This window comes from Gimesia fumaroli (assembly GCF_007754425.1).
Taxonomy (GTDB): Bacteria; Planctomycetota; Planctomycetia; order Planctomycetales; family Planctomycetaceae; genus Gimesia; species Gimesia fumaroli.
The window spans coordinates 1,761,041-1,785,038 of the sequence record NZ_CP037452.1 but is presented as its reverse complement, the minus strand read 5'-3'; the positions used below and the strand labels follow the sequence as shown (position 1 = coordinate 1,785,038).

17 protein-coding genes are annotated in these 23,998 nt (G+C 51.0%); 11 read left to right on the top strand and 6 right to left on the bottom strand.

Annotated features, from left to right (window positions below; translation table 11 throughout):
- The first annotated feature begins 101 nt into the window (after positions 1-101).
- Positions 102-2,537, top strand: a complete 2,436-nt coding sequence (locus tag Enr17x_RS06840) for a glycoside hydrolase family 10 protein (RefSeq protein WP_145307139.1) — start codon at positions 102-104, stop codon at positions 2,535-2,537.
- Between the two features lie 150 nt (positions 2,538-2,687).
- Here Enr17x_RS06840 and Enr17x_RS06835 read toward each other — a convergent pair whose 3' ends face one another.
- A complete protein-coding gene (locus Enr17x_RS06835; protein ID WP_145307137.1) occupies positions 2,688-4,109 on the bottom strand; it encodes an RtcB family protein in 1,422 nt (473 codons plus the stop codon).
- A gap of 638 nt (positions 4,110-4,747) precedes the next feature.
- Here Enr17x_RS06835 and Enr17x_RS06830 point away from each other — a divergent pair.
- Together Enr17x_RS06830 and Enr17x_RS06825 are read left to right on the top strand one after the other, a co-directional pair.
- Positions 4,748-7,957 carry a DUF1553 domain-containing protein gene (locus tag Enr17x_RS06830; protein WP_145307134.1) on the top strand — a complete coding sequence of 1,070 codons (3,210 nt, stop codon included), beginning with the start codon at positions 4,748-4,750 and terminating at the stop codon, positions 7,955-7,957.
- Positions 7,958-8,037: 80 nt separating this feature from the next.
- Positions 8,038-9,513 (top strand): DUF1501 domain-containing protein, encoded by a 1,476-nt coding sequence (locus tag Enr17x_RS06825; RefSeq protein WP_145307131.1) that lies wholly within the window; start codon positions 8,038-8,040, stop codon positions 9,511-9,513.
- A 116-nt stretch (positions 9,514-9,629) separates the two neighbouring features.
- Here the strand turns inward: Enr17x_RS06825 and Enr17x_RS06820 are convergent, their stop codons facing one another.
- Positions 9,630-10,430 (bottom strand): sialate O-acetylesterase, encoded by an 801-nt coding sequence (locus Enr17x_RS06820; protein ID WP_198000997.1) that lies wholly within the window; start codon positions 10,428-10,430, stop codon positions 9,630-9,632.
- A 121-nt stretch (positions 10,431-10,551) separates the two neighbouring features.
- Here Enr17x_RS06820 and Enr17x_RS06815 point away from each other — a divergent pair, with 121 nt between their 5' ends.
- Entirely contained in the window at positions 10,552-11,457 is a 906-nt protein-coding gene (locus tag Enr17x_RS06815) for an alpha/beta hydrolase (RefSeq protein WP_145307129.1), read from the top strand.
- A 61-nt stretch (positions 11,458-11,518) separates the two neighbouring features.
- Entirely contained in the window at positions 11,519-14,506 is a 2,988-nt protein-coding gene (locus tag Enr17x_RS06810) for a PVC-type heme-binding CxxCH protein (RefSeq protein WP_145307127.1), read from the top strand.
- A 2-nt stretch (positions 14,507-14,508) separates the two neighbouring features.
- Here the strand turns inward: Enr17x_RS06810 and Enr17x_RS06805 are convergent, their stop codons facing one another.
- Positions 14,509-15,279, bottom strand: a complete 771-nt coding sequence (locus tag Enr17x_RS06805) for an SDR family NAD(P)-dependent oxidoreductase (protein ID WP_198000996.1) — start codon at positions 15,277-15,279, stop codon at positions 14,509-14,511.
- Between the two features lie 448 nt (positions 15,280-15,727).
- Here Enr17x_RS06805 and Enr17x_RS06800 point away from each other — a divergent pair, with 448 nt between their 5' ends.
- The 3 genes from Enr17x_RS06800 (at position 15,728) to ndk (ending at position 18,113) form a co-directional block, all read left to right on the top strand.
- Positions 15,728-16,123: an ArsR/SmtB family transcription factor gene (locus tag Enr17x_RS06800; protein ID WP_145313941.1), complete on the top strand. Its 396-nt coding sequence runs from the start codon at positions 15,728-15,730 to the stop codon at positions 16,121-16,123.
- Positions 16,124-16,266: 143 nt separating this feature from the next.
- Complete coding sequence (gene carA, locus Enr17x_RS06795; protein WP_145307124.1) at positions 16,267-17,445, top strand: glutamine-hydrolyzing carbamoyl-phosphate synthase small subunit; 1,179 nt, start codon at positions 16,267-16,269, stop codon at positions 17,443-17,445.
- A gap of 200 nt (positions 17,446-17,645) precedes the next feature.
- The gene (gene ndk, locus Enr17x_RS06790; protein ID WP_145307121.1) at positions 17,646-18,113 is read left to right on the top strand and encodes a nucleoside-diphosphate kinase; all 468 of its coding nucleotides are present in this window, start codon (positions 17,646-17,648) and stop codon (positions 18,111-18,113) included.
- Between the two features lie 94 nt (positions 18,114-18,207).
- Here ndk and sucD read toward each other — a convergent pair whose 3' ends face one another.
- Complete coding sequence (gene sucD, locus Enr17x_RS06785; protein WP_145307118.1) at positions 18,208-19,086, bottom strand: succinate--CoA ligase subunit alpha; 879 nt, start codon at positions 19,084-19,086, stop codon at positions 18,208-18,210.
- 117 nt (positions 19,087-19,203) lie between these two features.
- On the bottom strand, positions 19,204-20,391 hold the full coding sequence (sucC, locus tag Enr17x_RS06780) for an ADP-forming succinate--CoA ligase subunit beta (protein WP_145307115.1): 1,188 nt from the start codon (positions 20,389-20,391) through the stop codon (positions 19,204-19,206).
- Between the two features lie 262 nt (positions 20,392-20,653).
- Here sucC and Enr17x_RS06775 point away from each other — a divergent pair, with 262 nt between their 5' ends.
- Both Enr17x_RS06775 and Enr17x_RS06770 read left to right on the top strand, forming a co-directional pair.
- Positions 20,654-21,085: an RbsD/FucU family protein gene (locus tag Enr17x_RS06775; RefSeq protein ID WP_145307113.1), complete on the top strand. Its 432-nt coding sequence runs from the start codon at positions 20,654-20,656 to the stop codon at positions 21,083-21,085.
- 281 nt (positions 21,086-21,366) lie between these two features.
- Positions 21,367-21,951, top strand: a complete 585-nt coding sequence (locus Enr17x_RS06770; protein WP_145307111.1) for an REP-associated tyrosine transposase — start codon at positions 21,367-21,369, stop codon at positions 21,949-21,951.
- A gap of 125 nt (positions 21,952-22,076) precedes the next feature.
- On the opposite strand, the gene Enr17x_RS06765 is transcribed toward Enr17x_RS06770, so the two are convergent.
- On the bottom strand, positions 22,077-23,363 hold the full coding sequence (locus Enr17x_RS06765) for an adenylosuccinate synthase (RefSeq protein ID WP_145307109.1): 1,287 nt from the start codon (positions 23,361-23,363) through the stop codon (positions 22,077-22,079).
- Positions 23,364-23,603: 240 nt separating this feature from the next.
- Here Enr17x_RS06765 and Enr17x_RS06760 point away from each other — a divergent pair, with 240 nt between their 5' ends.
- Entirely contained in the window at positions 23,604-23,993 is a 390-nt protein-coding gene (locus Enr17x_RS06760) for a response regulator transcription factor (protein ID WP_145307107.1), read from the top strand.
- The last annotated feature ends 5 nt before the right edge of the window (positions 23,994-23,998 follow it).

Genomic DNA, 23,998 nt, shown 5'->3' with positions numbered 1-23,998 from the left:
ATCTTGAATCGAACGCAAACTCAACTTGCCTCTGACTCTCCGAACAGATAAAACTAGCGATACATAACACGCTCGTTTACTGTTCCAGAGTCAGGTCTAAAATGTTTGCTCAAATCCCGTATCTCATTCTTCTCAGCGTCGTCTTCTCAACGGGACCAGAAACCGTTCTCGATGATTTTCATTACGCGACATCCTCGGAACTCAGAAAGTCGTGGACCGAACTTAAGGGCACACTCCCACTCGCCATGCAGCGGTCGGACGGAAAAAACGTGTTACTACTCTCGGCTCCGTTTTCATCCAATCCCGAGATCATCCGTGCCGGCCTCGATAAGCAGACGCACCTCGACCTCACCACTCCGGGCACCTTCACACTCGATGTCAAACCGGATTCCCCCAACAGTAATCATCAGGTCAGCCTGTATTTTAAAAGTGGTCCCGGCTGGTATTCCACATCCGCCCGCGTCAAAGGCCACGATTGGCACACACTCCGTTTCCCTAAAAGTGATTTCCGTGCAGAAGACAAACCGGCTGGCTGGGACAAAATCGAAACCATTCGACTCGTGGTCTGGCGCGAATCCGATTCGGAACCCGATGCCCGCTTCCAGGTGCGCGACCTGAAAGCGGCGACAAATGAAATTGTGATTGTAGTACCTGATCTCGAATTACAAAAAAAAGAGGCCACCACGTTCTCAGCCGCCGATCGCATCGAAAACTTTCTACAAACCGCAGGCATCCCCTGCGACCGTATCAGTGAGCCGGAACTGACAACCCAGTCTCTCGGCAAGCGATCTGTCGCCATTCTTCCGTTCAATCCCAACATCTCAAGCAAAGCGTGCGGCACTCTCAATCAATTCATGGAGCGGGGAGGCAAGGTCTTTCTCAATTTCAATATTCCATCCGCGCTTGAGAAAAACCTGGGTATCAAAAAAGGGAACTATTTCAAGCCAGACGCATCCGGAGCCCTCTCGGCCATTCGACTCAAAGACACAAAAATCCAGGGACTCCCCGCTGAAGTCAAACAGGCATCCTGGAATCTGGTTACTGGGATTCCTGCAGGTCACGGCGCCCGTGTCGTCGGCGTCTGGGTTGACGAAACAGGGAAACCAGCCCGAAAACCTGCGCTCATCGTCAGCAACCGCGGTGCATACTTCAGCCATCTGATTCTGGGGGATGATCCCGCCAACAAGCAGGCACTACTCACCGCTATCATGGGCCACTTCCAGCCGAAACTCTGGGATTCCATCGCTGCCGCCACAATTAAACAGGCCGATCAGGTCGGCCCGTTCCAGACTTTTGCCGATTTAAGGCGTCACATCATCACAACGGTCACGCCGCAATCCAGCCGCGATTTAGCAGCCCGCGATCTCGACAAAACGACGGCATCTCTGGAGCATGCCAAACGCCTGCTTGAGCAGAATCAGGCCTTTCAGTCGATTCCCTTCGCCCGCAAATGCCGCGAGAAGCGGGTTAAAATCTATCTGCTCACACGCGCCAGCCCTCCCCGCGAAGCCCGCGCGGTCTGGGATCATTCTCCCACAGGCCCCTACCCCGGCGACTGGAATCGAACCTGCAAAGAACTGTCTGAGGCCGGCTTTAACATGATTATCCCTAACATGCTCTGGGGAGGTCTTGCACACTATCCCAGCGATGTACTGCCGCGCAGTCAGACGTATGAAAAATATGGCGATCAAATCGAACAATGTCTCAAAGCCGCCCATCAACATGGACTGGAAGTCCATGTCTGGAAAGTCAATCACAATCTGTCGACGGCCCCCATCTCATTCGTCAGAAAAATGCGCAAGGCTGGCCGCACCCAGGTCAGCGTCAAAGGAGAACCGTCCGACTGGCTCAATCCGGCCCATCCAGAAAACTTTCAACTCGAAGTCGACAGTATGCTGGAAGTCGTCAGGAAATATCCCGTCGATGGTATTCACTTTGACTACATCCGCTACCCCAATGATCGGCACTGCTATAGCGATTATAGTCGTACAAAATTCGAAGCCGATACCGGCATCAAAGTTCAGAACTGGCCAGACGATTGCTACGACAGCAAACTGAAAAGCCAATACCGTGACTGGCGCGCTGCCCAGATTACTCGACTCGTCGAAACGGTACAGCGCGAAGCCCGTAAGATCCGTCCGGGTATTAAAATTTCGGCAGCTGTCTTCCGCGAATATCCCGACTGTCGAGAGTGGGTCGCACAGGATTGGCCGCTCTGGGCGCAGCGCGGTTACCTCGATTTCATCTGCCCCATGGATTACACCGACAACGACACTCAGTTTCGCATCTGGATCGAAGACCAGCAGAAGCATCTCGCCGGTCGCATTCCCATCTATCCCGGTATCGGCGCACTCTCTACAGAAGCGTCTTTAAGCAGTGACCGCGTTCTGGGACAGATTGACGTCACCCGCAAACTCAACACAGGAGGTTTCACAATCTTCAGCCTCAACCCGCAAACCCTATCCAGCATCGTCCCTGATTTCAAACGCAGCGCCGGCAAAGTCAAAGCCGTTCCTACGCATCGACAAAGAAAATAAGTTCAACCTTGTCAGTGGATCGGCGCCAGCCGCCGGTTTTGTGTGTTCCGTCCTGCAACAGATACCGGTTACTAGCGCCATTCCGCTCACAAAAAAAGGCAGACCGGAAAATCACTTCCGATCTGCCTGCGTTCATCTTTGTACTCCCATTCAATCCTCTGCACGGCTTCCGTCACCGCACATTTTCACCACCTTCGGATTGAATCGAGCGACAATATCCACCAAATCCTGCTGTTCTGCCATGACTTCCATGATGTTTTTATACACGCCCGGCACTTCATCAGCGCCGGCGGAAATCACGGTAATCCCGCGTTTTGCCAGATCATTGCGAACTGCTTTCCAGCGATATTTATCCTTCGCTTTGTTACGAGACATACAACGCCCCGCACCATGCGATGCCGAATTCAAGCTGGCTGGATTTCCTTTTCCACGCACCACAAATGCCGGATCCGCCATTGAACCGGGAATCACACCCAGTTCGCCAGCCGCCGCAGGAGTCGCCCCCTTGCGATGTACGAAAACTTCCTTACCATCATGCTCTTCTTTCCAGGCAAAGTTATGATGATTTTCCACACCGGAAATCACCTTGCTTCCCAGAATTTCTGAAACATTCTGATGAATCACTGCATGGTTCGCAGCCGCATATTCACCCATCAGATTCATCGCCGCCCAGTATTCCTGGCCCGCTTCCGAATCCATTTCCAACCAGGCCAGTCGCCCCAGCTTATGATGGCGTTTATGCAATCGCGCCTGTGCAATTGAAGAGTATGTACTGCAAACCGCAGCACCAGCGCCCCGGCTACCACTATGGCTCAGCAGCGCCACGTATTCGCCCGCTTCCAGTCCCAACTCGGCATCGGCTTCTGTGAAAGTCAATACACCGAACTCGACAAAGTGGTTACCGGAACCGGAAGACCCCAGCTGCTTCCAGGCACGGTCTTTCTTTTCGCGTGTCACTTTTGAAACCGTCCAGTCCTGATCCATCACACCATGATACTGTCGCTTTTCATGTGCAGCACCCACGCCAAATACGGTTCCCCGATTCAGTGCATCCACGAACTGATGTGGTTTCTGATCTAGTGCGTCAACGGAAATATCCAGCACCGATAACTTCATACGGCACGCAATGTCCACACCAACCGCATACGGAATCACTGCATCTTCCAACGCCAGAACTCCGCCGATCGGTAGACCATAACCCAGATGCGCATCAGGCATCAATGCGGCACCCCGTGCTGACGGAACATGGCACGCCAAATCCATCTGCGAGAACGCACCTTCATCGATCCCCTCTTTACCCCAAACCTGGTAATCGATCGGCTCAAACACTTCTTCACGATTATCTTCAATCAGCTCCAGAGCCAACTGCCGAAAGGACAGGTCTTCCAGAAACGCTTCCGGCTGTGCGACCACAGCCTGAACCAGTTCCTTCAACGCTTTACCACGTACCTTCCCTGCACCGGAACCTTTTCCGTTTCCGTTTTCTTCGGCAACTTTTTTCTGAATCGCTGTCTTCGCGGTCTTCAAACAGTATTCTGGAACACCGATTTTCAGCAACTGTCGAGAGTTCATCTCTCTTCTCCTTAGTAATCAACTTTTATCATATCACGATTCGTTCCCAGTGGACACAGGCAAACTCGGCAGGTTCCCTTTTCGAATATTAATCCAAAACAAAACCAAAGCAAATTCGTCTTATGATTCCCACTATCGTCATGACTCCATCTCCCGCTTCTCCCGAGACGACTCATTTCCGTCCAACAAATACCATCTCTCCAACGTAAAATTTACAAACGTGCTTACTCATCAGTCGACAAAAAAACGTCCCTCATAGAAAGACCAGAGGTATGCCAGAACCGCCCTGAGATTGAGCATGACGCATCAGATCAGCGTAACTCCAGACCTGACCGAAACATTTGATTCACAACAAGATACGTCAAATTCTAATTATCGACGTCTTGCAAAGGCTTTTCGCTGTGATTAGAATGAGAGAATGAACCTGAATTCAGGAATTTCAGCTTTGCTCCTCCATTCCTGAATACACTACCATCCCGCCTGCTGAGTCATGTGGCTCAGCTACCGCCGCTGCAAACTATTTGGCTTGTCGGTCGGACAGGTATCACCAGAGATTCATTGACAAGTTGATCCAACAACGCCACCACTCCCGGCGACAGGCCATCAACTTGAAAATTACTACCCAGAAGGTGAATGTCATGCTTCTTGTGTGTTTGAGCAAACGCTGTTTCCCTGCTCTGCTGCTAACGTTGCTCTGCTGCTCACTAAATTCGGTGCAGGCACAGAATTCCGAAAAAGTCTCTCCTACGAAAATCCGTTCAATTCTTTCGGAAAACTGTTTTCAATGCCACGGACCGGATGTCAAAAAACGGGCCGCCGACCTCCGCTTTGATACCAGAGAAGGCGCCTTTGCCGACCTGGACGGGCACAAAGCCATCGTTCCCGGCAACATCGAACAAAGCGAACTCATTACCCGCATCACCACCGCCGATGCCGACCTCATCATGCCGCCGGCAGACAGTGGCAAAAAACTGACCGCCGAAGAAACAGCTCTGCTCAAACGCTGGATTCAGGAAGGCGCGGAATGGCAGGACCACTGGTCCTTTGTGACACCGAAAAAAGTCCCCGCGCCCGCCATCAAACAAAAAAACGGGGTCCGAAGCCCCATTGATCAATTCATTCTGTCGCGACTGGAAAAAGAAGGACTCAAGCCGTCTCCCGAAGCAGATCGACGTACTCTGATCCGCCGCGTCACTTTCGACCTGACCGGCTTGCCTCCCCAACCCGCACACGTCGAAGCATTCGTGAACGACAAAGCTCCCAACGCCTATGAAAAAGTCATCGATCGTCTGCTGGAATCTCCCCAGTACGGCGAGCATATGGCCCGCTACTGGCTGGACGTCGCCCGCTATGGAGACACCCACGGTCTGCACCTGGACAACTTTCGTGAAATGTGGCCTTACCGGGACTGGGTCATCAAGGCCTTCAATACCAACCTGCCTTACGATCAATTCGTCATCCAACAACTAGCCGGTGATTTACTGCCTGATGCCACTATGGATCAACAGATCGCCACCGGCTTTAATCGTTGTCACGTCACCACCAACGAAGGAGGCTCCATCGCGGAAGAAGTCTATGTCCGCAATGTCATCGACCGCGTCGAAACCACCGGTCAGGCCTTCATGGGTTTAACCCTGGGCTGTGCCGTCTGCCACGATCATAAGTTCGATCCGTTCACAAAAACCGAGTTTTATCAGCTGTTTGCCTTCTTCAATAATCTGGATGGCCCGGCGATGGACGGCAACATTAAAGACTCGCCCCCTTCGTTAAGAGTCCCCAACGCCGCACAGTCCAAACAACTCAAAGCATTCAAAGAGCAACTAGTCGCATTGGAACAACAGGGAAACAAGCGAATCAAAGCCAACGAGCCGGCGTTTCAATCCTGGTTACAGTGGAAACAGCAAATCCAGAAAACCGGCAGCGATCCAAACCTTTCGATCCCTCAGCCTGGCGGAGTGCTCGCTGCATTCAACCTGGACGAAAAAGAAGGTACCACGGGCGCAGATCAGACCAATCCGAAAAACAAAGCCACCGTCAAAGGCAAACCAGCCTGGACCGCAGGGAAATTCGGCAACGGATTCCAGTTCACTGCTGGAAATCATCTGGATCTTGGAAAGACCGGACAATTCGCCAAAGCGACTCCATTCAGCTTTGCGATCTGGGTCAAAACAAACGGCAAAACTTCGGGGCCGATTGTTTCGAGCTTAAATCCCAATTCGCGGGAACGCGGCTACGATCTGCAAATTACAAACCGCAGCCTCAGCGTACGACTCATCGATCGCTGGCCCGGATATGCGATTCAGGTCCAGACCAAAAACAATGAAATCACGCCCAACCAGTGGCACCACATCTGTGTGACGTACGATGGTTCCGCCAAAGCACATGGCGTCGCCGTTTATATAGATGGAAAATCATCTGAGCTGACGATCTCGTCAGACTCGTTTAAGAACACAACATCGCTGAATTCCGCCACACTGCTTCTGGGACATTCCAGTACGAAAGCCCATTTGAAAAATGGATTCGTCGACGAATTCCGGATCTTCGATCATGAGCTCTCCGAGACTGAAGTCAATCAGGTATTCTTTGACAAACAGATTACTCCGGTCCTGCAATTGGCGGCTGATAAACGTACGCCACAACAGACCGACTTATTACGACAATATTATTTGAATCAGTTCGATTCGGAATACCGAAAGGTGCTCGCCCAAAAAGTCCAGGTCAAAGCCCAAGAAGAGAAATTGACGCAGTCTCTGCCCACCACACTTGTCTTCCGTGAACGAAAAGGTATTAAGGATGCCTTTGACTTGAAGCGAGGACAATACGATCAGAAAGGGGAGAAAGTCACCCGAAAGACTCCGTCGCAATTTCCCCAGATGGCAGCCGAGTGGCCCGTCAATCGTCTGGGTCTGGCCAAATGGCTGGTGGCCCCCAATCATCCGCTGACCTCACGTGTTGCTGTGAACCGCTACTGGCAGCAGTTGTTTGGCATCGGCATTGTGGAAACCAGCGAAGACTTCGGCAACCAGGGTGCGGCTCCCAGTCATCCCGAATTGCTCGACTGGTTAGCCGTCGATTTTCAGGAACACCACTGGGATGTCAAACGCTTCATGAAACAACTGCTGATGTCTGCCACCTATCGACAGAGCTCCAATGTGACTCCCGAACTATATAAAAAAGATCCGAAGAACCGACTGCTGGCACGAGGCCCCCGGTTCCGGCTCGATGCAGAAATGCTCCGCGATCAGGCATTGGCTGTCAGTGGCTTGCTCGTCCCCAAAGTCGGTGGCCCCAGTGTCAAACCTCCGCAGCCGGATGGACTCTGGCATGCTGTCGGGTATTCCGGCTCGAATACGGTTCGCTTCAAACAAGACAAAGGGCCCGACAAAGTCTTCCGTCGCGGGCTATATACCTTCTGGAAACGGACCGCACCGCCACCAGAAATGTCGACATTTGATGCGCCCAGCCGGGAAGCCTGCACCATGCGACGAGAGCGGACCAATACGCCACTTCAGGCATTGTTATTGTTAAATGATCCTCAATATCTGGAAGCAGCCCGGGCCTTCGGCCAGCGAATGATGAAAGAAGGAGGCAAGACTCCCGAAGAACGAATTCGCTTCGCCTACAAGCTGGCCACCTCCAAACCGATTTCCTCAGAAGACCTGAAACTCACCTTAACTACATACCAGGATATGCTGATGCACTATCAGTCTGATCCCAAAGCGGCGACCGAATTGCTGGCCGTTGGTGAATCCAAACCGGATGCCACTTTGAATCCACAGGAACTGGCTGCCTGGACGATGATTGGTAACCTCATCCTCAACCTGGACGAAGTACTCACCAAAGACTGATCTCATAGAGAACTGTTTTCAACAAATCAACGAGGACTGCAAAAGTCCAACACAGCATAAATAAAAAGTAAGGTACTGATATGAATCCCATTCAGGAACATCTCTCGCAAATCACCCGACGCCACTTTTTCAAGACCGGCGGATTAGGATTGGGTACCGCTGCACTCGCCTCACTGGAATCACAATACAATCAGGCTCAGGCTGCACCCGCGGAAATGAAAGCGACCGGCGGATTGCCGGGAGTCCCGCACTTTGCCCCCAAAGCAAAACGCGCCATCTATCTGTTTATGGCAGGCTCTCCTTCCCAGCTGGATACATTCGACTATAAGCCGTCTCTCGATAAACTGTTCGATAAAGATCTGCCGGAAGAAGTTCGCAAAGGCCAGCGTTTGACCACAATGACGTCCGGTCAGTCTCGCTTCCCTCTAGCACCGTCCAAATTCAAATTCACTAAACATGATAACGGCGGCGAAGGGGCCTGGATCAGCGAGCTTCTGCCACACACGGCCGGAATCGTCAAAGACATCTCGATTGTCCGCTCAATCTGGACTGAAGCCATCAATCATGACCCCGCGATTACCTACATCTGTACCGGAAACCAGCTCCCCGGTCGTCCCAGCCTGGGCTCCTGGCTGAGTTATGGCCTGGGCTCCATGAACGAAAATCTTCCTTCATTCGTTGTTTTAACTTCAACCTGGTCTGGTCGGCAGCAGGCGCAGGCACTTTATAACCGCCTGTGGGGCAGCGGATTCCTGGCCAGTAAATATTCCGGCGTCTCGCTCCGATCGAAAGGCGATCCGGTTCTGTTTCTCTCCAACCCTCCCGGCGTTTCTGCAAAACTGCGACGACGCATGCTGGATACGCTGGCAGAAATGAACCAGAACGAATTCAACGCTATCGGCGATCCTGAAATTCAAACACGGATTTCGCAATATGAAATGGCATTCCGCATGCAGACGTCAGTTCCCGAATTAACCGACATCTCCAAAGAAACCAAAGCCACACTCGACATGTATGGCCCCGATGTGCATAAGCCGGGAACCTTCGCGTATCACTGTCTGCTGGCTCGTCGCATGGCAGAACGCGGAGTGCGATTCTCGCAAATCTTCCACCGCGGCTGGGATCAACACGCCAACATCGCCGGCGATTTACCCAAGCAATGTAAAGACATCGACCAGCCCGCTGCCGCTTTGGTCAAAGACCTGAAGCAACGTGGCATGCTGGATGACACACTGGTCATCTGGGGCGGAGAGTTCGGCCGCACCGTTTACTGCCAGGGAAAACTGACGCGTGAAAATTACGGACGCGACCATCACCCGCGCTGCTTCAGCATTTGGATGTCAGGCGGCGGCATCAAACCCGGACTCGTACATGGCACCACCGACGATTTCAGTTACAACATTGTTGACAAACCCGTGCATATCCACGAATTCAACGCCACCATCCTGAAGTGTCTGGGAATTGATCACAAAAAACTCAGCTACAAATTCCAGGGACTCGATCAACGCCTGACCGGCGTCGAAGATCATCACCCCGTCGAGGAAATTCTCGCGTAAACGCAAAGAAAATGCTACTCGTAAGTGAGCGGAATGGCGCTAGCCACCGGTTTTGTGACAGCAATCTTGACATAGAAACCGCCGACCCGCTCACTAAAATATCAGCATTCAACTCGTCACTCTTTCCCGGCAGTCTGCTTTTGCAGTTTCAACATCTGCTCTGCGTAACGTTTGCCGAATTCTTTTTCCGCTGCCGCGTTGAAGTGAACCTGATCACTTTTTGCCTTCAGCCCTTTGGATGACGCCACCCCGGTCCCAGGTACCGACTTCGCAATCCCGTGCAATGCCTCGTTCACTGTACTTGCTCCGGGACGCGTGAAAAATTCTCCCAGCTCGCCCATCACAAACGGCATATCGGGCTCGTTCAAATCGGTTCGCAAATCGACAATCATGCCGGACAACCGTTTCTGATAGCTGTTATACAATTCCGGATTGGAAGAGTCACCTTCCCCCTGGTGCCAGATCGCCCCTTTAATCACGCCTTTCTTCTGGTTCTTTTTCGCCCATTTCACAGCACGCTCATACAAATCTCCTCCCTTAACCCAGCGGCTGAGTGGCGTGCCCCCGACTGCTGCCGGGATCAATCCAATCGTGACATCCGGGGAGACGTCCGCAATTGCAGGACCAAACCCCGACCCTGGCCCCACGCCGGCAATCTTTGGCTTGTCAAAATGCAGCGGGTCGGTCGCGGGAACCCAGTTCCCTTTTTTATCCAGCTTCAAAACTCGGGGATGCGGCTTATTCGCAGCGGGATCAACAACACCGCGCCCTGCCATATTCGACTGCCCGATAAGCAGATAGATATGAAAGTTTTCTTTCTCCGGCAGTTTCGTTGTTTTTTTGTCCGCATGAGCAGAACTCGAAACAGCAAACAACCCCATGAACAGGGCCACACTCAGAATCAATTTAATTTTCATTTTTTAATATTCCAACAGGAAATGAAGAGACATTTTGATCAGACTTTAATTTACTATAGAGGATCACATGATTCGACATCAAACAATCGGTTTCATTATTTTTTGCAGGAATATCAACAACATGAATTCAATCTCCCGGCAAGCACTTATACTTTTCTCTTTAATTGGTCTTCTAGGACAGTCATTTGGAACAACTGTCGAGGCAGCTGATAAAAAACGTTCCAACAAAGGCAAAGCCTGGAAACGACTCAAAGGCGCGGACTTTGAAGTTTATAAAACGACAGATCAAGGCGATCTGCATCTTAACATTTTTAAACCCAAAGACTGGAAAGCCGGAGATTCCCGCCCTGCCATCGTTTTCTTCTTTGGTGGTGGCTGGACCGGCGGTAGCCCCAGCCAGTTTGAACCGCACTGCAAACATCTGGCATCCAAAGGCATGGTCGCCTGCGCTGCCGAATATCGCATCAAATCCAAACACAAGACCACCCCGTTCGAATGTGTCGCCGACGGGAAATCAGCCGTCCGCTGGATTCGCCAGCACGCGGCCGAACTGGGCATTGATCCCAACCGTATCGTGGCAGGCGGCGGATCGGCGGGAGGTCACGTTGCTGCCTGCACTGGTACCGTTGTCGGCTTTGAAGAACGAAACGAAAACAAAGAAATCTCCTCCGCCCCCAATGCAATGGCGCTCTTTAATCCGGTCGTCGATACCACCGAAACCGGCTGGAAAGGGGGACCAAGACAACTCGGCGAACGTTGTAAAGAGATTTCCCCCATCCATTTCATCCGCAAGGACCTACCTCCCACCATCATTTTTCACGGCACGGCTGACACCACCGTACTCTTTGAAAATGTGGAACGGTTTACCAGGCAGATGAAAGAAAACGGGAATCGCTGTGAACTCTTCGCGTATAAAGATCAGGGACACGGCTTTTTCAATCTGAGTAAAAACAAAGTGAACTACGACTCCACGATCGAAAAGCTGGACGCGTTCCTGACTTCCCTGGGATATCTGAATCAGAAATAGCAACATACTGAAGCCCCCACCTCAAATCACACGCCGCAATCAGACAAAAGGAATCGAAACCATGACCGGTCTCTCATCCCGGAAGATTCTCTCATGTACCTGCCTGAGAATCTCAGCACTGCTGATCTGTCTGTCAGTTTCTATTTCGTCTGCAATCCAGGCGGCAGAGATTCAGACTCCCCGTTCGCTTGATGACCGCCTGACAATCGAACTGTTTGCTTCCGAGCCCGATATCGTGACCGTCACCGGCCTGACCGTCGATCAACAAGACCGGGTTTATGTCGTGGAAAGCCACACTCACTTTCGCCCGGAAAATTACAAAGGCCCGAAAACAGACCGGATTCGTCTGCTGCAAGACACCACCGGCGACGGTCGTGCTGACCGCATTCAGACCTTCTACGAAGGTTCCACCGAAACCATGAATGTCGCCGCTCACCCCGATGGCTGGATTTATGTCGCCACCCGCAGCACCATCTTTCGACTACGAGATAAAGACAACGATGGCAAAGCCGATCTCCGCCAAAACCTGGTTCAGCTGGAAACCACAGCCACCTATCCCCATAACGGCTTCTCCGGCTTCGCCTTTGATTTCTTCAACAATATCTATTTCAGTATGGGAGAAAATGAAGGCGTCGATGCCGAGCTGGTTGGCGATTTCGGAAACATCTATTTCACACTCGGCCAAAACTACGGCGACGATGCAACTCTCATCGGTAAAGGAAATGTACGCATCCCTGCACTTCGCGGCGAAGGGGGCATCTTTTGCTGCCGTACGAATGGCAGCCAGCTTGAGCGCATCGCCACCGGTTTCTGGAATCCATTCCACCTCTGCTTTGATACCAACGGCCGCATGTTTGTCGGCGACAATGATCCCGGCAACCGTCCTCCCTGTCGCCTGCTCACCATCGTCGAAGGCGGCGACTATGGATATCGTCGTCGCACACTCGAACCCTTCATCGCCGTCAACGCAGAAACACCGGGCACGCTCCCTATGACCTCGTCGACAGGCGAATCGCCGACCGGTTTAATTATTTATGAATCAGACCAGCTTCCCGCCGACTATCGTGGTGATCTACTGGTTGCCAGTTGGGGAGAGCACCGCATCGACCGTTACCACCTGACTCCCGACTGTGCCTCATTCAAAACCACCACACAGCCCGTCATTGCCGGTAAAGAACATTTTCGCCCCGCAGGCATCGCCGTTGGCCCGGACGGCAGCCTGTATGTCGGTGACTGGGCGGACCGTTCCTACCCACTACATGGAAAAGGCCGCGTCTGGAAAATTCGCGCCGTGAATCGGCGGCAAACTTCTTCAAACGTTTCTCTCACATCCAAAGACTGGCAGAAACGCGATGCGGCTGCTCGCAAGTTACTGGCACAGGGAGATACAGGAATTACAAAACTGAAAGCGGCCCTTAAGAATTCTGACCCGCGGGTCAGAGCCGTCGCCTTGAATGCCTTGGTCAGTGCGAAAAAGATGACGCCAGATCTGGTTACTTTAGTTCTGAAAGACAAACAGTCCGGACTCCGCGAACAGGCCGTGACCAGTCTCCCCGCCAAACTGGTTGATTTCCAGGAAGTCGCCGCCCACGATGATTCTCCTGCCGTCCAGGCGGCCGCACTACGACGCATCACAGACAAATCAGCCTTGCCACTCTTATTCGAACGTCTGAAAAGCACAGATCTGTTCATGCAGCAGGCGGCACGACAGGGACTCAGAAATACATTCACCGACGCGGAATTGCAGCAGACCTTTTCAAACAGTGAACCCTCCGTCCGACTGGCCGTAATTCTGCTGTTAAAAGAAAGCACATCACCGCCGGCGCTACCGCTATTAAAACAGGCCTTAAAAGATGAAAATCCCCAGGTGCGGTTTGTCGCCGTCGAATGGATTGGCCGCGATCAACTCAAAGCATTTCGCGAAACACTGATTTCGGATCTCGCCAGGAATGCCACCACGCCCGAACTGTTGAAAGCCTATCTGGCATCCATCGCTCAATTAGATGGGGTCATGAAAGACTGGACGCGAGGTACTACGGGTGACTGGTGGGTCGCCAAATCCAACGCCCAGCAGCAAGCCGCTCGTTTACTCGATCTGCCTGAGACATCACTGGAAGTACTGAGACAGATTCTGTTGTTTCTCCCCGCGAAACATCCAGCCTTGAACGAAAACAAACTGACCGAACTTTTAAAGTCAACTGATCCCGGACTCCAGACGGAAGCCGTTCGTACCTTACGTGAACTCAAAACCAAATCGGTTCGCGAGAAACTGCTGCAACTGGCCTTGAATGCAAACGCCGATCCCAATCTACGCGCAGAAGCCGTCATCAACCTTGATTCTTCTCGGCTGGAAAATATCGCTCCTCTCATACAACTGGCACAAGACAAAAACGCAACCGTCAACAGAGAAGCGCTACGCACATTAACCGGAGCTTCTCTGAAAGAATCGCAACAGAGCAGACTAAAACAAATGGCGACCGCAAAGGTTGAGAAAGCGGCGCTCATTGAGAGAGTTTTGACGCAACAGGTCACTCAGAAAAAGCCGTCAAAGGATCAATTATCCGAGTGGATGCACGCGTTAGCAGGCCCCGCCGATCCCCTGGCAGGCCAGCGGCTCTTCTTCCATCCGCAAGGTCCCGGCTGTTTTCGCTGCCACCAGATTGACGGCAGAGGCCAGCAGGTCGGCCCCGGTTTACTTCGCACTAACGGCCGGATCGCGCTCAACCGCGAACAACTGGTGGAAGCCATCATCAATCCCAGCAAGGACATTGATCCCGGCTTTCTACCGCTGACAATCGTGACCATCGATGGCAAGACCGCGTCCGGCATTTACCATAAACACAATAACAAAGAACGTTCGATCTATGACTCGAACGGCAAAATCATCTCATTTAAAATCAGTGACATTGAAGAAATGATTCCGTCCAAAACGTCGATCATGCCCAACGGTCTGATTGATCGGATGACGCTACAGGAATTCCGTGACCTGATCGCCTACCTGTTGCCCGAACCCAAACAAAAAAAGAGTCCGACTGATGCCAACCGGTAAGCTTAGCGCACCGCGCCGCCATTCACGTTGATCACCTGCCCGGTAATATAAGCGGCTTCACGGCTGCAGAGAAAACGCGCCATCTTGGCGATGTCTTCGGGTTTCCCCCAGCATTTCATGGGGGTTTCCTGCCTGACCCGTTCCTGCCAGACCTCGCTGGCCGTCTCCCCCCAGGCGGTCTGAATCCAGCCGGGGGCAATGCAATTCACGCGCACGTCCGGCGCCAGCGAAACCGCCAGCGAACGGCTGAAGCCCATAATCGCATTCTTGCTCGCCGCAAACAATTCGCCGCTATCCCCTTCCATCCCCCGATCCGATTGATCCCAACCGATATTCAAAAGGCAGCCAGTCCCCTGTTGCTGCATCCGTAAACCGACTTCGCGTGACAACAGCACCGTTCCCCGCACATCAACCTCGAACAGTTTTTCCAACTTATGATCGTAGTCCAGCTTCGACTCGGCACCTGTTAATAAATCAACGCCCGCATTGTTAATCCACAGATCCAATGCCCCCCATTCTCCAAACGCCTGATCGATGAACGCAGAATAGTTTTCTCGATGCGCCAGATCTGCAGAAAGGGCGGCCGACTTTCTGCCGCGCTGCTGAATTTGTTCCACCACTTCCTGCGCTGCGTCTTTGGAATTCCGATAATGAATCAAAACATCAGCGCCCGCGTCGGCCAGCTCCAAAGCAATCGCTTTGCCAATTCCGGTAGAAGAACCGGTCACTAAAGCCTTCATGCCGGAAAGATCACAGAACGAAGATACAGACACTACATAACTCCAATATTAAAAGAGACTTAAGAAAACGATCCACAAGCTATTTTCTGAATAATTAGATAAACTGGATAAATACTAGTTGACGAGTGGGCAGAGCACTACCATAATTGCCAACGAATTGAGGGAGCGTTCTTTGTTTTGTTTTTAGAAAGTGAAGCGTCTCCCCAACCTCACATCTTTCGCCTGTCTGGCAAACAATACAAGTAGTTGAGTAGGTACTTCAGCTTAGATCTGCGCGCCAAGTATTACAGGCGATTTTGGGCCACAATGTAGTAAAAGGTTGGTACGGCCAACGGTTGGCTGCTTGTTTTTTGTAACTCCTTCCCCCCACGGATATCGTGTGCGGAACGTACTTAATTATGCCCCACAAGCCGCTCGCTGAATATATGCGACGGTTTAAAAAGAGCTTTTTTGCATGAATTTAAAAAAGGAACCTAGTAATATGGCCACAAATCTTGTGGATCCGCCCCAAGAGCGATCGACTCAGCGATTCCCAACGCTGCCAGATCATCTTGAAAAGAACTTAGTTAAAGTATTTAAGTTGCTGTCTGACGAGACACGACTTCGAATTATGCTCTACCTGGCCCAGGAAGAAGAATTATTCGTAACTGCTTTATGCGAAAGGCTGAATCAGAGTCAACCCGCTGTCAGCCACCACTTGGCATTACTGCGAGATGCCGGTCTGATTGAAGCACGTCGTGACGGAAAACACAATTTCTACTCGATTTGCCGTGAACATTTTCACTCGATCATGGCAGAATTGTTCAATAGTTTTAACGATCCCGATGAGAATATCATCCGCATTGACAATTTTGTACTGACACAAGATGTGAGCTAATCTCCCCAGGGGATCAAACTCAGAAAAATCCTATCGAAGAGGCCGGCGGACTACTGCCGGTCTCTTTTTATTTGCGCCGATCTTTGATAGAACATATCAGATTTAACCAAATTTATTCCCATGTCCTGAGATCAGTGTAGATAATGCAGAAAACAGCGAAGTTAGCCCTTGCCGATGGTAGTGTGTTCACAGGGACGGCTTTTGGTGCGGATGGAGAAGTCCACGGTGAAGTTGTGTTCAACACGAGCATGACCGGATACCAGGAAATCCTGACTGACCCCTCTTACTGCGGTCAAATCGTCACCATGACCTATCCGCAAATCGGCAACTACGGAATCGTACCGGAAGACGTCGAATCGTCGGGAATCGCTTTACAAGGCTTCATCATCCGTGAGCTTTGTGAAATCCCCAGCAATTATCGCGCGACACAAACTCTGGATGAATATCTCAAAGCAGCTGGCGTGATCGGCCTGCAAGGCATCGATACCCGCGCACTGGTCCGGAAAATCCGCACTGTTGGCGCCATGACTGGAGTTCTCTCGACTGTCGATCTTGACGATGAATCCCTGGTGAAAAAAGCACAAAGCAGCCCGCAACTGGTCGGGCAAGACCTGGTCAGTCAGGTCATTCCCCAATCGGCGTGCGAATGGGAAGAAGGCCTGTCCGAACTCGCACAAAGTAGTTCCACGCACTCATTCGCCGGAAACACCATCGACACCCTGAAGGAGAATGAAGGCAATACCGGCTGTGACTATCACATTGTGGCCATTGATTACGGTATGAAATGGAATATCGCCCGACACCTCAAACAACTGGGATGCAAAGTCACGATCCTTCCCGGCAACTGTACCGCACAGGATGTCTTGGACTTGAATCCGGATGGCGTCTTCCTGTCAAACGGCCCCGGCGATCCGGAACCATTGACCTACGCCATCGAAACCATTCGTGGCCTTTTGGGAAAAGTTCCTATCTTCGGAATCTGCCTGGGACATCAGTTACTCGGTCTGGCCTGCGGCTGCAAAACATTCAAACTCAAATTCGGACATCGCGGTGCCAATCAGCCTGTTGTCAATCAAGACACCGGACAGGTTGAAATCACCTCACAGAACCATGGGTTTGCCATCGATCCTGATTCTATGCCTGACGAGGTCGAAGTCACTCACATTAACATGAACGACAATACGGTCGCAGGCTTGAGGCATAAAACTTATCCCGCGTTCAGCGTACAATATCACCCCGAAGCGTCAGCGGGCCCGCATGACAGCCATTACCTGTTTCAACAGTTCTTTGAGAGCATTAAACAGGCACAAGTTTCATCCTGAATGCCTTACCCAGGCAAGCAGTTCAGGCTTGAAATAAGCGACGATTTTCATTCCAATTCACTCTGACGTGAATTTTCCGTAAAAGAAAATCTGCCTGCGGGTTAACACAGACATCCGAACAAACGCATTTAGACTGATCAGGGACAGAACTAATTCCCTCAAATCCTTACAGACAATTAATACGATAGAAAGAACTCCACATGGCACTCGAACAAACATTGATCCTGATTAAACCCGATGCGGTGCAGCGACGTCTGGCGGGCACCCTTTTATCCCGCTTTGAAAATAAAGGGTTGAAAATCGTCGGGCTCAAAATGCTGCAGGTCACCAAAGAATTAGCAGCCGAACATTATGCAGAACATGTGGAAAAACCATTCTACCCGCTGCTTGAAGAATTCATTACCGCAGGTCCCGTCGTCGCGCTTGTCGCAGAAGGCCCGGAAGCCATCTCTGTCGTGCGATCCATGATGGGTTCCACCAACGGTCGCGAATCCGCCCCCGGAACCATTCGTGGTGACTATGGAGTCAGCCGCCAGATGAATCTAGTTCACGGCAGTGACGGACCCGAAGCCGCTGCTCGCGAGATCCCCATCTACTTCAAGCCCGAAGAGCTGGTCAGCTACGAAAGCTCACTGGGTGACTGGGTTTGTGCCGACGACGAAAAGTAATCGCTAACGACCAAATTCGTAAACATAAAAAAGGGCAACCAGATTCACCGGTTGCCCTTTTCTCTTTGAGACTCATTCAGTCCACCAGATTTAATTAAGCGGCAGCTTCAATCGCCCGCTTGACCGCAGCCCCCATGTCGGCGGGGCTTTCTGCCACGACAACACCGGCTGCTTCCAGAGCGGCAATTTTCTCATCGGCGGTTCCACTTCCCCCGCTGATGATCGCCCCCGCGTGTCCCATCCGTTTTCCGGGAGGTGCCGTCTTACCGGCAATGAACCCGGCCACCGGTTTGGTGACATGTTCCTTGATGTATTCGGCTGCTTCAATTTCAGCCGTTCCACCGATTTCGCCAATCAGCATGATCGATTCCGTCGCAGGATCGTTCTCGAACAGTTCCAAAAGATCAATAAATGTGGTGCCGATAATCGGATCACCACCAATGCCCACAGCAGTTGTCTGGCCTAGACCGACATTACCCAACTGCCAGGCTGCTTCGTAGGTCAGCGTTCCACTCTTGCTGATCAGCCCTACGGAACCGGGCGTATGAATATAGCCGGGCATAATGCCGATTTTCGCAATGCCGGGAGTAATCACTCCAGGACAGTTCGGGCCAATCAGGCGGCTCTTTTTACCCTTGAGATACTCCATCACTCGCACCATGTCGGTGACAGGCACTCCTTCGGTGATGGCAATGATCAATTCAATACCGGCGTCCGCGGCTTCCATGATTGCTTCACCACAGAATGGCGGTGGCACAAAAATCAGACTTGTATTCGCGCCGGTTTTTTCGACCGCTTCTTCAACCGTGTTATATACCGGAAAGCCGTCGACTTCGGTTCCCCCTTTACCGGGAGTCACGCCGCCCAACAATGGCGTCCCATATTCACGGCACTGCTGGCTGTGAAACAGACCGGACTTACCGGTGATCCCCTGGCAAATGACGCGTGTCTTTTCAGTAACTAAAATACTCATAATCTGTCACCCTTGCGGGAAATGTGTGTTTTAAAAGATGGCTAAGATCGCTTTTTGCAAAACAACCACGTCAAATCATCGCGGCCCGCTGAGTTCACAGCAGGCCGCCGTCTGGTCCTAGGAACTTAAAGTGGCAACGACTTTCTGAGCAGCATCTGTTAAATCGGTCGCGGAAATAATATCCCGACCACTTTCAGAAAGCATCTTACGGGCCACTTCTACATTCGTACCTTCCAGACGAACCACCAGAGGCACAGTAAACCCAACCTTCTCGTAGGCTTCCAGTAACGCAGTCACAATTGTGTCGCACTTCATGATCCCGCCAAAGATATTCACCAGGACCGCTTTGACATTTTCGTCCGCCAGAATAATCCGAAACGCTTCGGTTACCTGATCGACATTCGCTCCGCCACCTACGTCCAGGAAGTTGGCAGGCTCTCCGCCATGATGCTTGATCAGGTCCATCGTACTCATTGCCAGGCCAGCACCGTTGACCAGACAGCCAATATTTCCATCCAGCTTAACGTAGCTTAAACCGGCATTGGCCGCAGCGACTTCGGCCGGGTCTTCTTCGGTCAGGTCGCGCAGTTCGTCAAACGGTTTATGACGGAACAGTGCGTTGTCATCAAAGGTCACTTTCGCATCCAAGGCAACCAAGTCACCTTCGCCGGTAATCACTAGCGGATTGATCTCGGTCATGCTGCAGTCGTTATCAACAAAGAATCGACTGAGCTGGCAGAAAAACTTCTCGGCACTGCGAACGGTTTTCCCTTCCATGCCCAGTTTGAATGCCAACTTACGGGCTTGAAAGCCGAGTAAGCCAGTGTGAATCGAAAAAGGCTCACTCAGAATTTTTTCCGGAGCTTCTTCGGCGACAACTTCGATTTCCATCCCCCCTTCAGTAGAGAGAATCATCACCGGGCCGCCTGCTTCGCGGTCAATCACACAACCCAGATACAGCTCTTTGGCAATATCCAGTCCCTGTTCGATGAACAGCGTATTAACCTGCTTTCCTTCTTCGCCTGTCTGGATCGTCACCAGAGTCGAACCCAGCATCCGTTCGGCGTTCTCGCGAACTTCCTCTGCAGAACGTGCCAGAACAACACCCGCTTGATCGGGGTGTTCTTTGAAACGACCTTTTCCGCGGCCTCCGGCGTGAATTTGGGATTTCACAACCACCAACGGACGGTCTAGTTTCTCAAATGCGGCCACCGCTTCATCGGCGGTTTTCGCTATGATTCCCTCAGGTACGGGAATCCCGACTTCGCGAAACAACTGTTTGGCCTGATATTCGTGAATTTTCATTGATTTTTCAGACTTTCTCCTGAAAATTTGCTACCGACTAGATTAACGGCGATTCAAAAAATGGCGAGCCACCATCTTGAACTCAGGCCATCATAACGGGTTCACGACGGCATATCCAGCAAGCCATCCTCGCCTTCGCCGTAAAATTTCTGCATAATGGAAATCCAATCGGCTTGCCCGATTCATTTGACTTTTGAGCCTTCAAAATCAAGGCAACCACTGACAGCGATCTACAAACATTCACAATAAAAAGGGAAATGCGATGCTCAAAGGAATTCCTCCGATACTCTCCCCCGATCTGATGAACACAATGATGAATATGGGGCACGGCGATGATATTGTACTCGCAGACGGAAACTTCCCCGCCGACTCACACGCCCAGCGGATCATCCGCCTTGACGGTCATGGTGTCCCTGAAATCTTAGATGCGATGCTGCAGTTCTTCCCGCTTGATACGTTCGTAGATCAGCCGGCCGGCTTAATGAACCCCGTCGACGAAAAAACGGCGGAGCCTCCCATCTGGAGCACCTACCAGCAACTCATTCAAAAGCATGACAGTCGGAAATTCGAACTGGAAAAAATTGAACGCTTCGAATTTTATGAACGGGCAAAACTGGCCTACGCCATCGTCGCCACCAGCGAAACGGCCCTGTATGCCAACCTGATTCTCAAGAAAGGGGTCGTTGTGGAATAGCTGTTAAGGCAGATCATTTTATTTTCTATAGCGATTCACACTTTACATCCCCTTACACAGGGTGCCACCTGTCGGCTTGCCCGACAGTGCAATTTCTATCTACCGACCAACTTCTGACATAGATGTATTTGAGTATTAAATCCTTTCCCAATGAAAAAAAGGTAGTAACCAATAGTCAGTTCTTCTATCTTTTAAACTCAATACGATTTCTGAATAGTATAAAATGCCTGAAATTCACCTAGCCCATAAAAGAAACTGAGATTTCTTCCAAGGCGAAAACCATGACTTCTCCTCGAAAACAAATCAAACATTTCCATGAACCGGGTGATTGTCATGAATTAACTTTTTCGTGTTATCAAAGAAAACCTCTACTGACGAACCCGATTTGGAACAAGCTGCTATGTCAATCAATTGATCAAGCTCTAGTACGTCACCATTTCCGCTTAATTGCCTTCGTTATAATGCCTGAGCATTTACATCTCTTCGTTTATCCGGAGAGCAACGAATGTAAGATTGATCGACTACTTGCAGCGATCAAACGCCCTTTTTCATACAGAATAAAAGAACTTCTAATTCAGAAGAACAACGACTTAGTCTTGGAACTGACATCAAAAAAGAATTCAGGGAAATCTGTATTTCACTTTTGGCAGAAAGGCCCCGGATACGATCGCAATTTGTCAACAAAACAAGCAGTCGAAAACGCGATCAATTATATCCACTTAAATCCTGTCAAACGTAAACTCTCGAACGACTCTAGTTCATGGAAATGGTCAAGTGCTCGTTGGTACGAGAGTGATGGTAAAGTCGTTGATCCAGATTTACCTCAAATACACGGTTTACCTTGGGAATTCTTTGAAGTCCAATAGCGAATACGTTTCAAGAAACTGAGCCGGGCACTGTCGGACAAGCCGACAGATGGCACCCAGACATTGCATAACGATCTTCTATGATCTCACAACAACCCTGTTATTGTAGAGAAGACCTGAAAAGCCTATTTCAACAAAATCGTCTGTTCACGGTCGGGGCCCACGGAAACGATCTCGACCGGTTTGCCGATGATCTCTTCGACTGCTTTGATATAGGCAATCGCGTTTTCCGGCAGGTCTTCCATCCGGCGAATCCCGGTAATATCTTCTTTCCAACCAGGAATACTTCGATAGACCGGCTTTGCCTGTTCCAGATCGAGAATATGGCTGGGGAAATCAGTGACCTGCGTACCATTCACATCATAGGCTTCACAGATCTTCAACTCGTCCAGCCCGCTTAAGACATCCAGCAACATCACGGCTATGCAGTCAACACCGCTGATGTTGGCTCCGTAGCGGGTTGCAACAGCATCGAACCAGCCACACCGCCTGGGACGGCCGGTCACGGTTCCGTATTCATTCCCCACATCGCGAATCCGCTGACCGATTTCATCATGCAGTTCGGTCACAAACGGCCCGCCGCCAACCCGGGTAGTATACGCTTTGACGACCCCGATCATCTTGTCGATATACCGTTCCGAGACACCACTTCCATTATGAATGCCACACCCCGAACTGTTGGATGAGGTCACATAAGGAAACGTACCATGGTCAATATCCAGCAGGCTTCCCTGTGCACCTTCGAACAGAATTTTACGTTTTTCGTCAACGGCCTTCAGCAGATAAGCACTCGTATCAACGACATGTGGTTTCAGCGTTTCAGCATAACCGGAATATTCTTCGTAGATCGCGTCAACAGACAATGGTTCTGACTCGGGATCCAATGATTGAAACATCTTGTTTTTATAAGGCACAATCTCTTCCAGACGGCTGCGAAAGAAATCGGGACGAACCAGATCGCCCATCCGGATCGCATGTGTCCGCCCCGCTTTATCGCGATAGCAGGTTCCTATTCCCCGCATGGTCGTCCCAATGGCTTTCTCTTTACGGCTGTTTTCAAAAATGACTTCTTCCTGCATATGATAAGGAAAAATCACATGCGCACGGTCACTGATCAAGAGCCGACTCGCTTCAATCGGGCCATTCTGCTCCACAATTGATGCCATCTCCTTTAGGAAGGCCTTGGGGTTGATCACCACTCCGCCGGTAATCACGGACGTCACATTCGGATTCAGCACGCCAGCTGGCAACAATGAGAGTTTATAGGTTTTTCCATCAAATTTGACAGTGTGGCCTGCGTTATTGCCTCCCAGGTAGCGCACCACGATTTCGTGCTGCTCTGAAAGTAAGTCTACAATCTTGCCCTTGGCTTCATCGCCCCACTGTAATCCAATTACCGACGTCGCTGACACTACACTATCCCACTGGTTGAGTAAAAAATATTGAGAAATGACCATCAACATTGATTCACGATAGAATCAAAAACGGCGCATACAACGCGCGCACCGGCCCATTTTATCGAACAGATTCCTATTTGGGGAGCGCCACGACTCAGGTTGCTCTTAATAATTGGATTTTCGGTACATCAGGTGATATAATTCCCCGTGCACAATTCTTAAGTGCGGGCCAGATCAGGAAATTACGCCAAGCTAATGAACATATCTCCTCAAAAACGCGTTTTAATCATCGATGATGACGAAGGGCTGACTGAGCCCCTGCAAATGGCATTGGAAGCCGCCGGTTATCAAGTGTTAACGGCTCATGACGGCAACGAAGGCGTCATGAAAATCGAACGGGACGCTCCCGACCTTGTCCTGCTGGACCTGGTCATGCCCCGCCGTAGCGGCTTTGCCGTCCTCGACAGCATTATCAACCAAAGACACCGTGCCCCCCGTATCATCATGGTCACCGGCAATACCGAGCCCAAATACCGGGAACTGGCCCTCGACCGAGGCGTCGACCGCTTCATTCCCAAACCCTATCAGATCGACGATCTGGTGGATGTAGTGAATGAACTCTTGAAAACCGGACCTGCGGAATAACACTT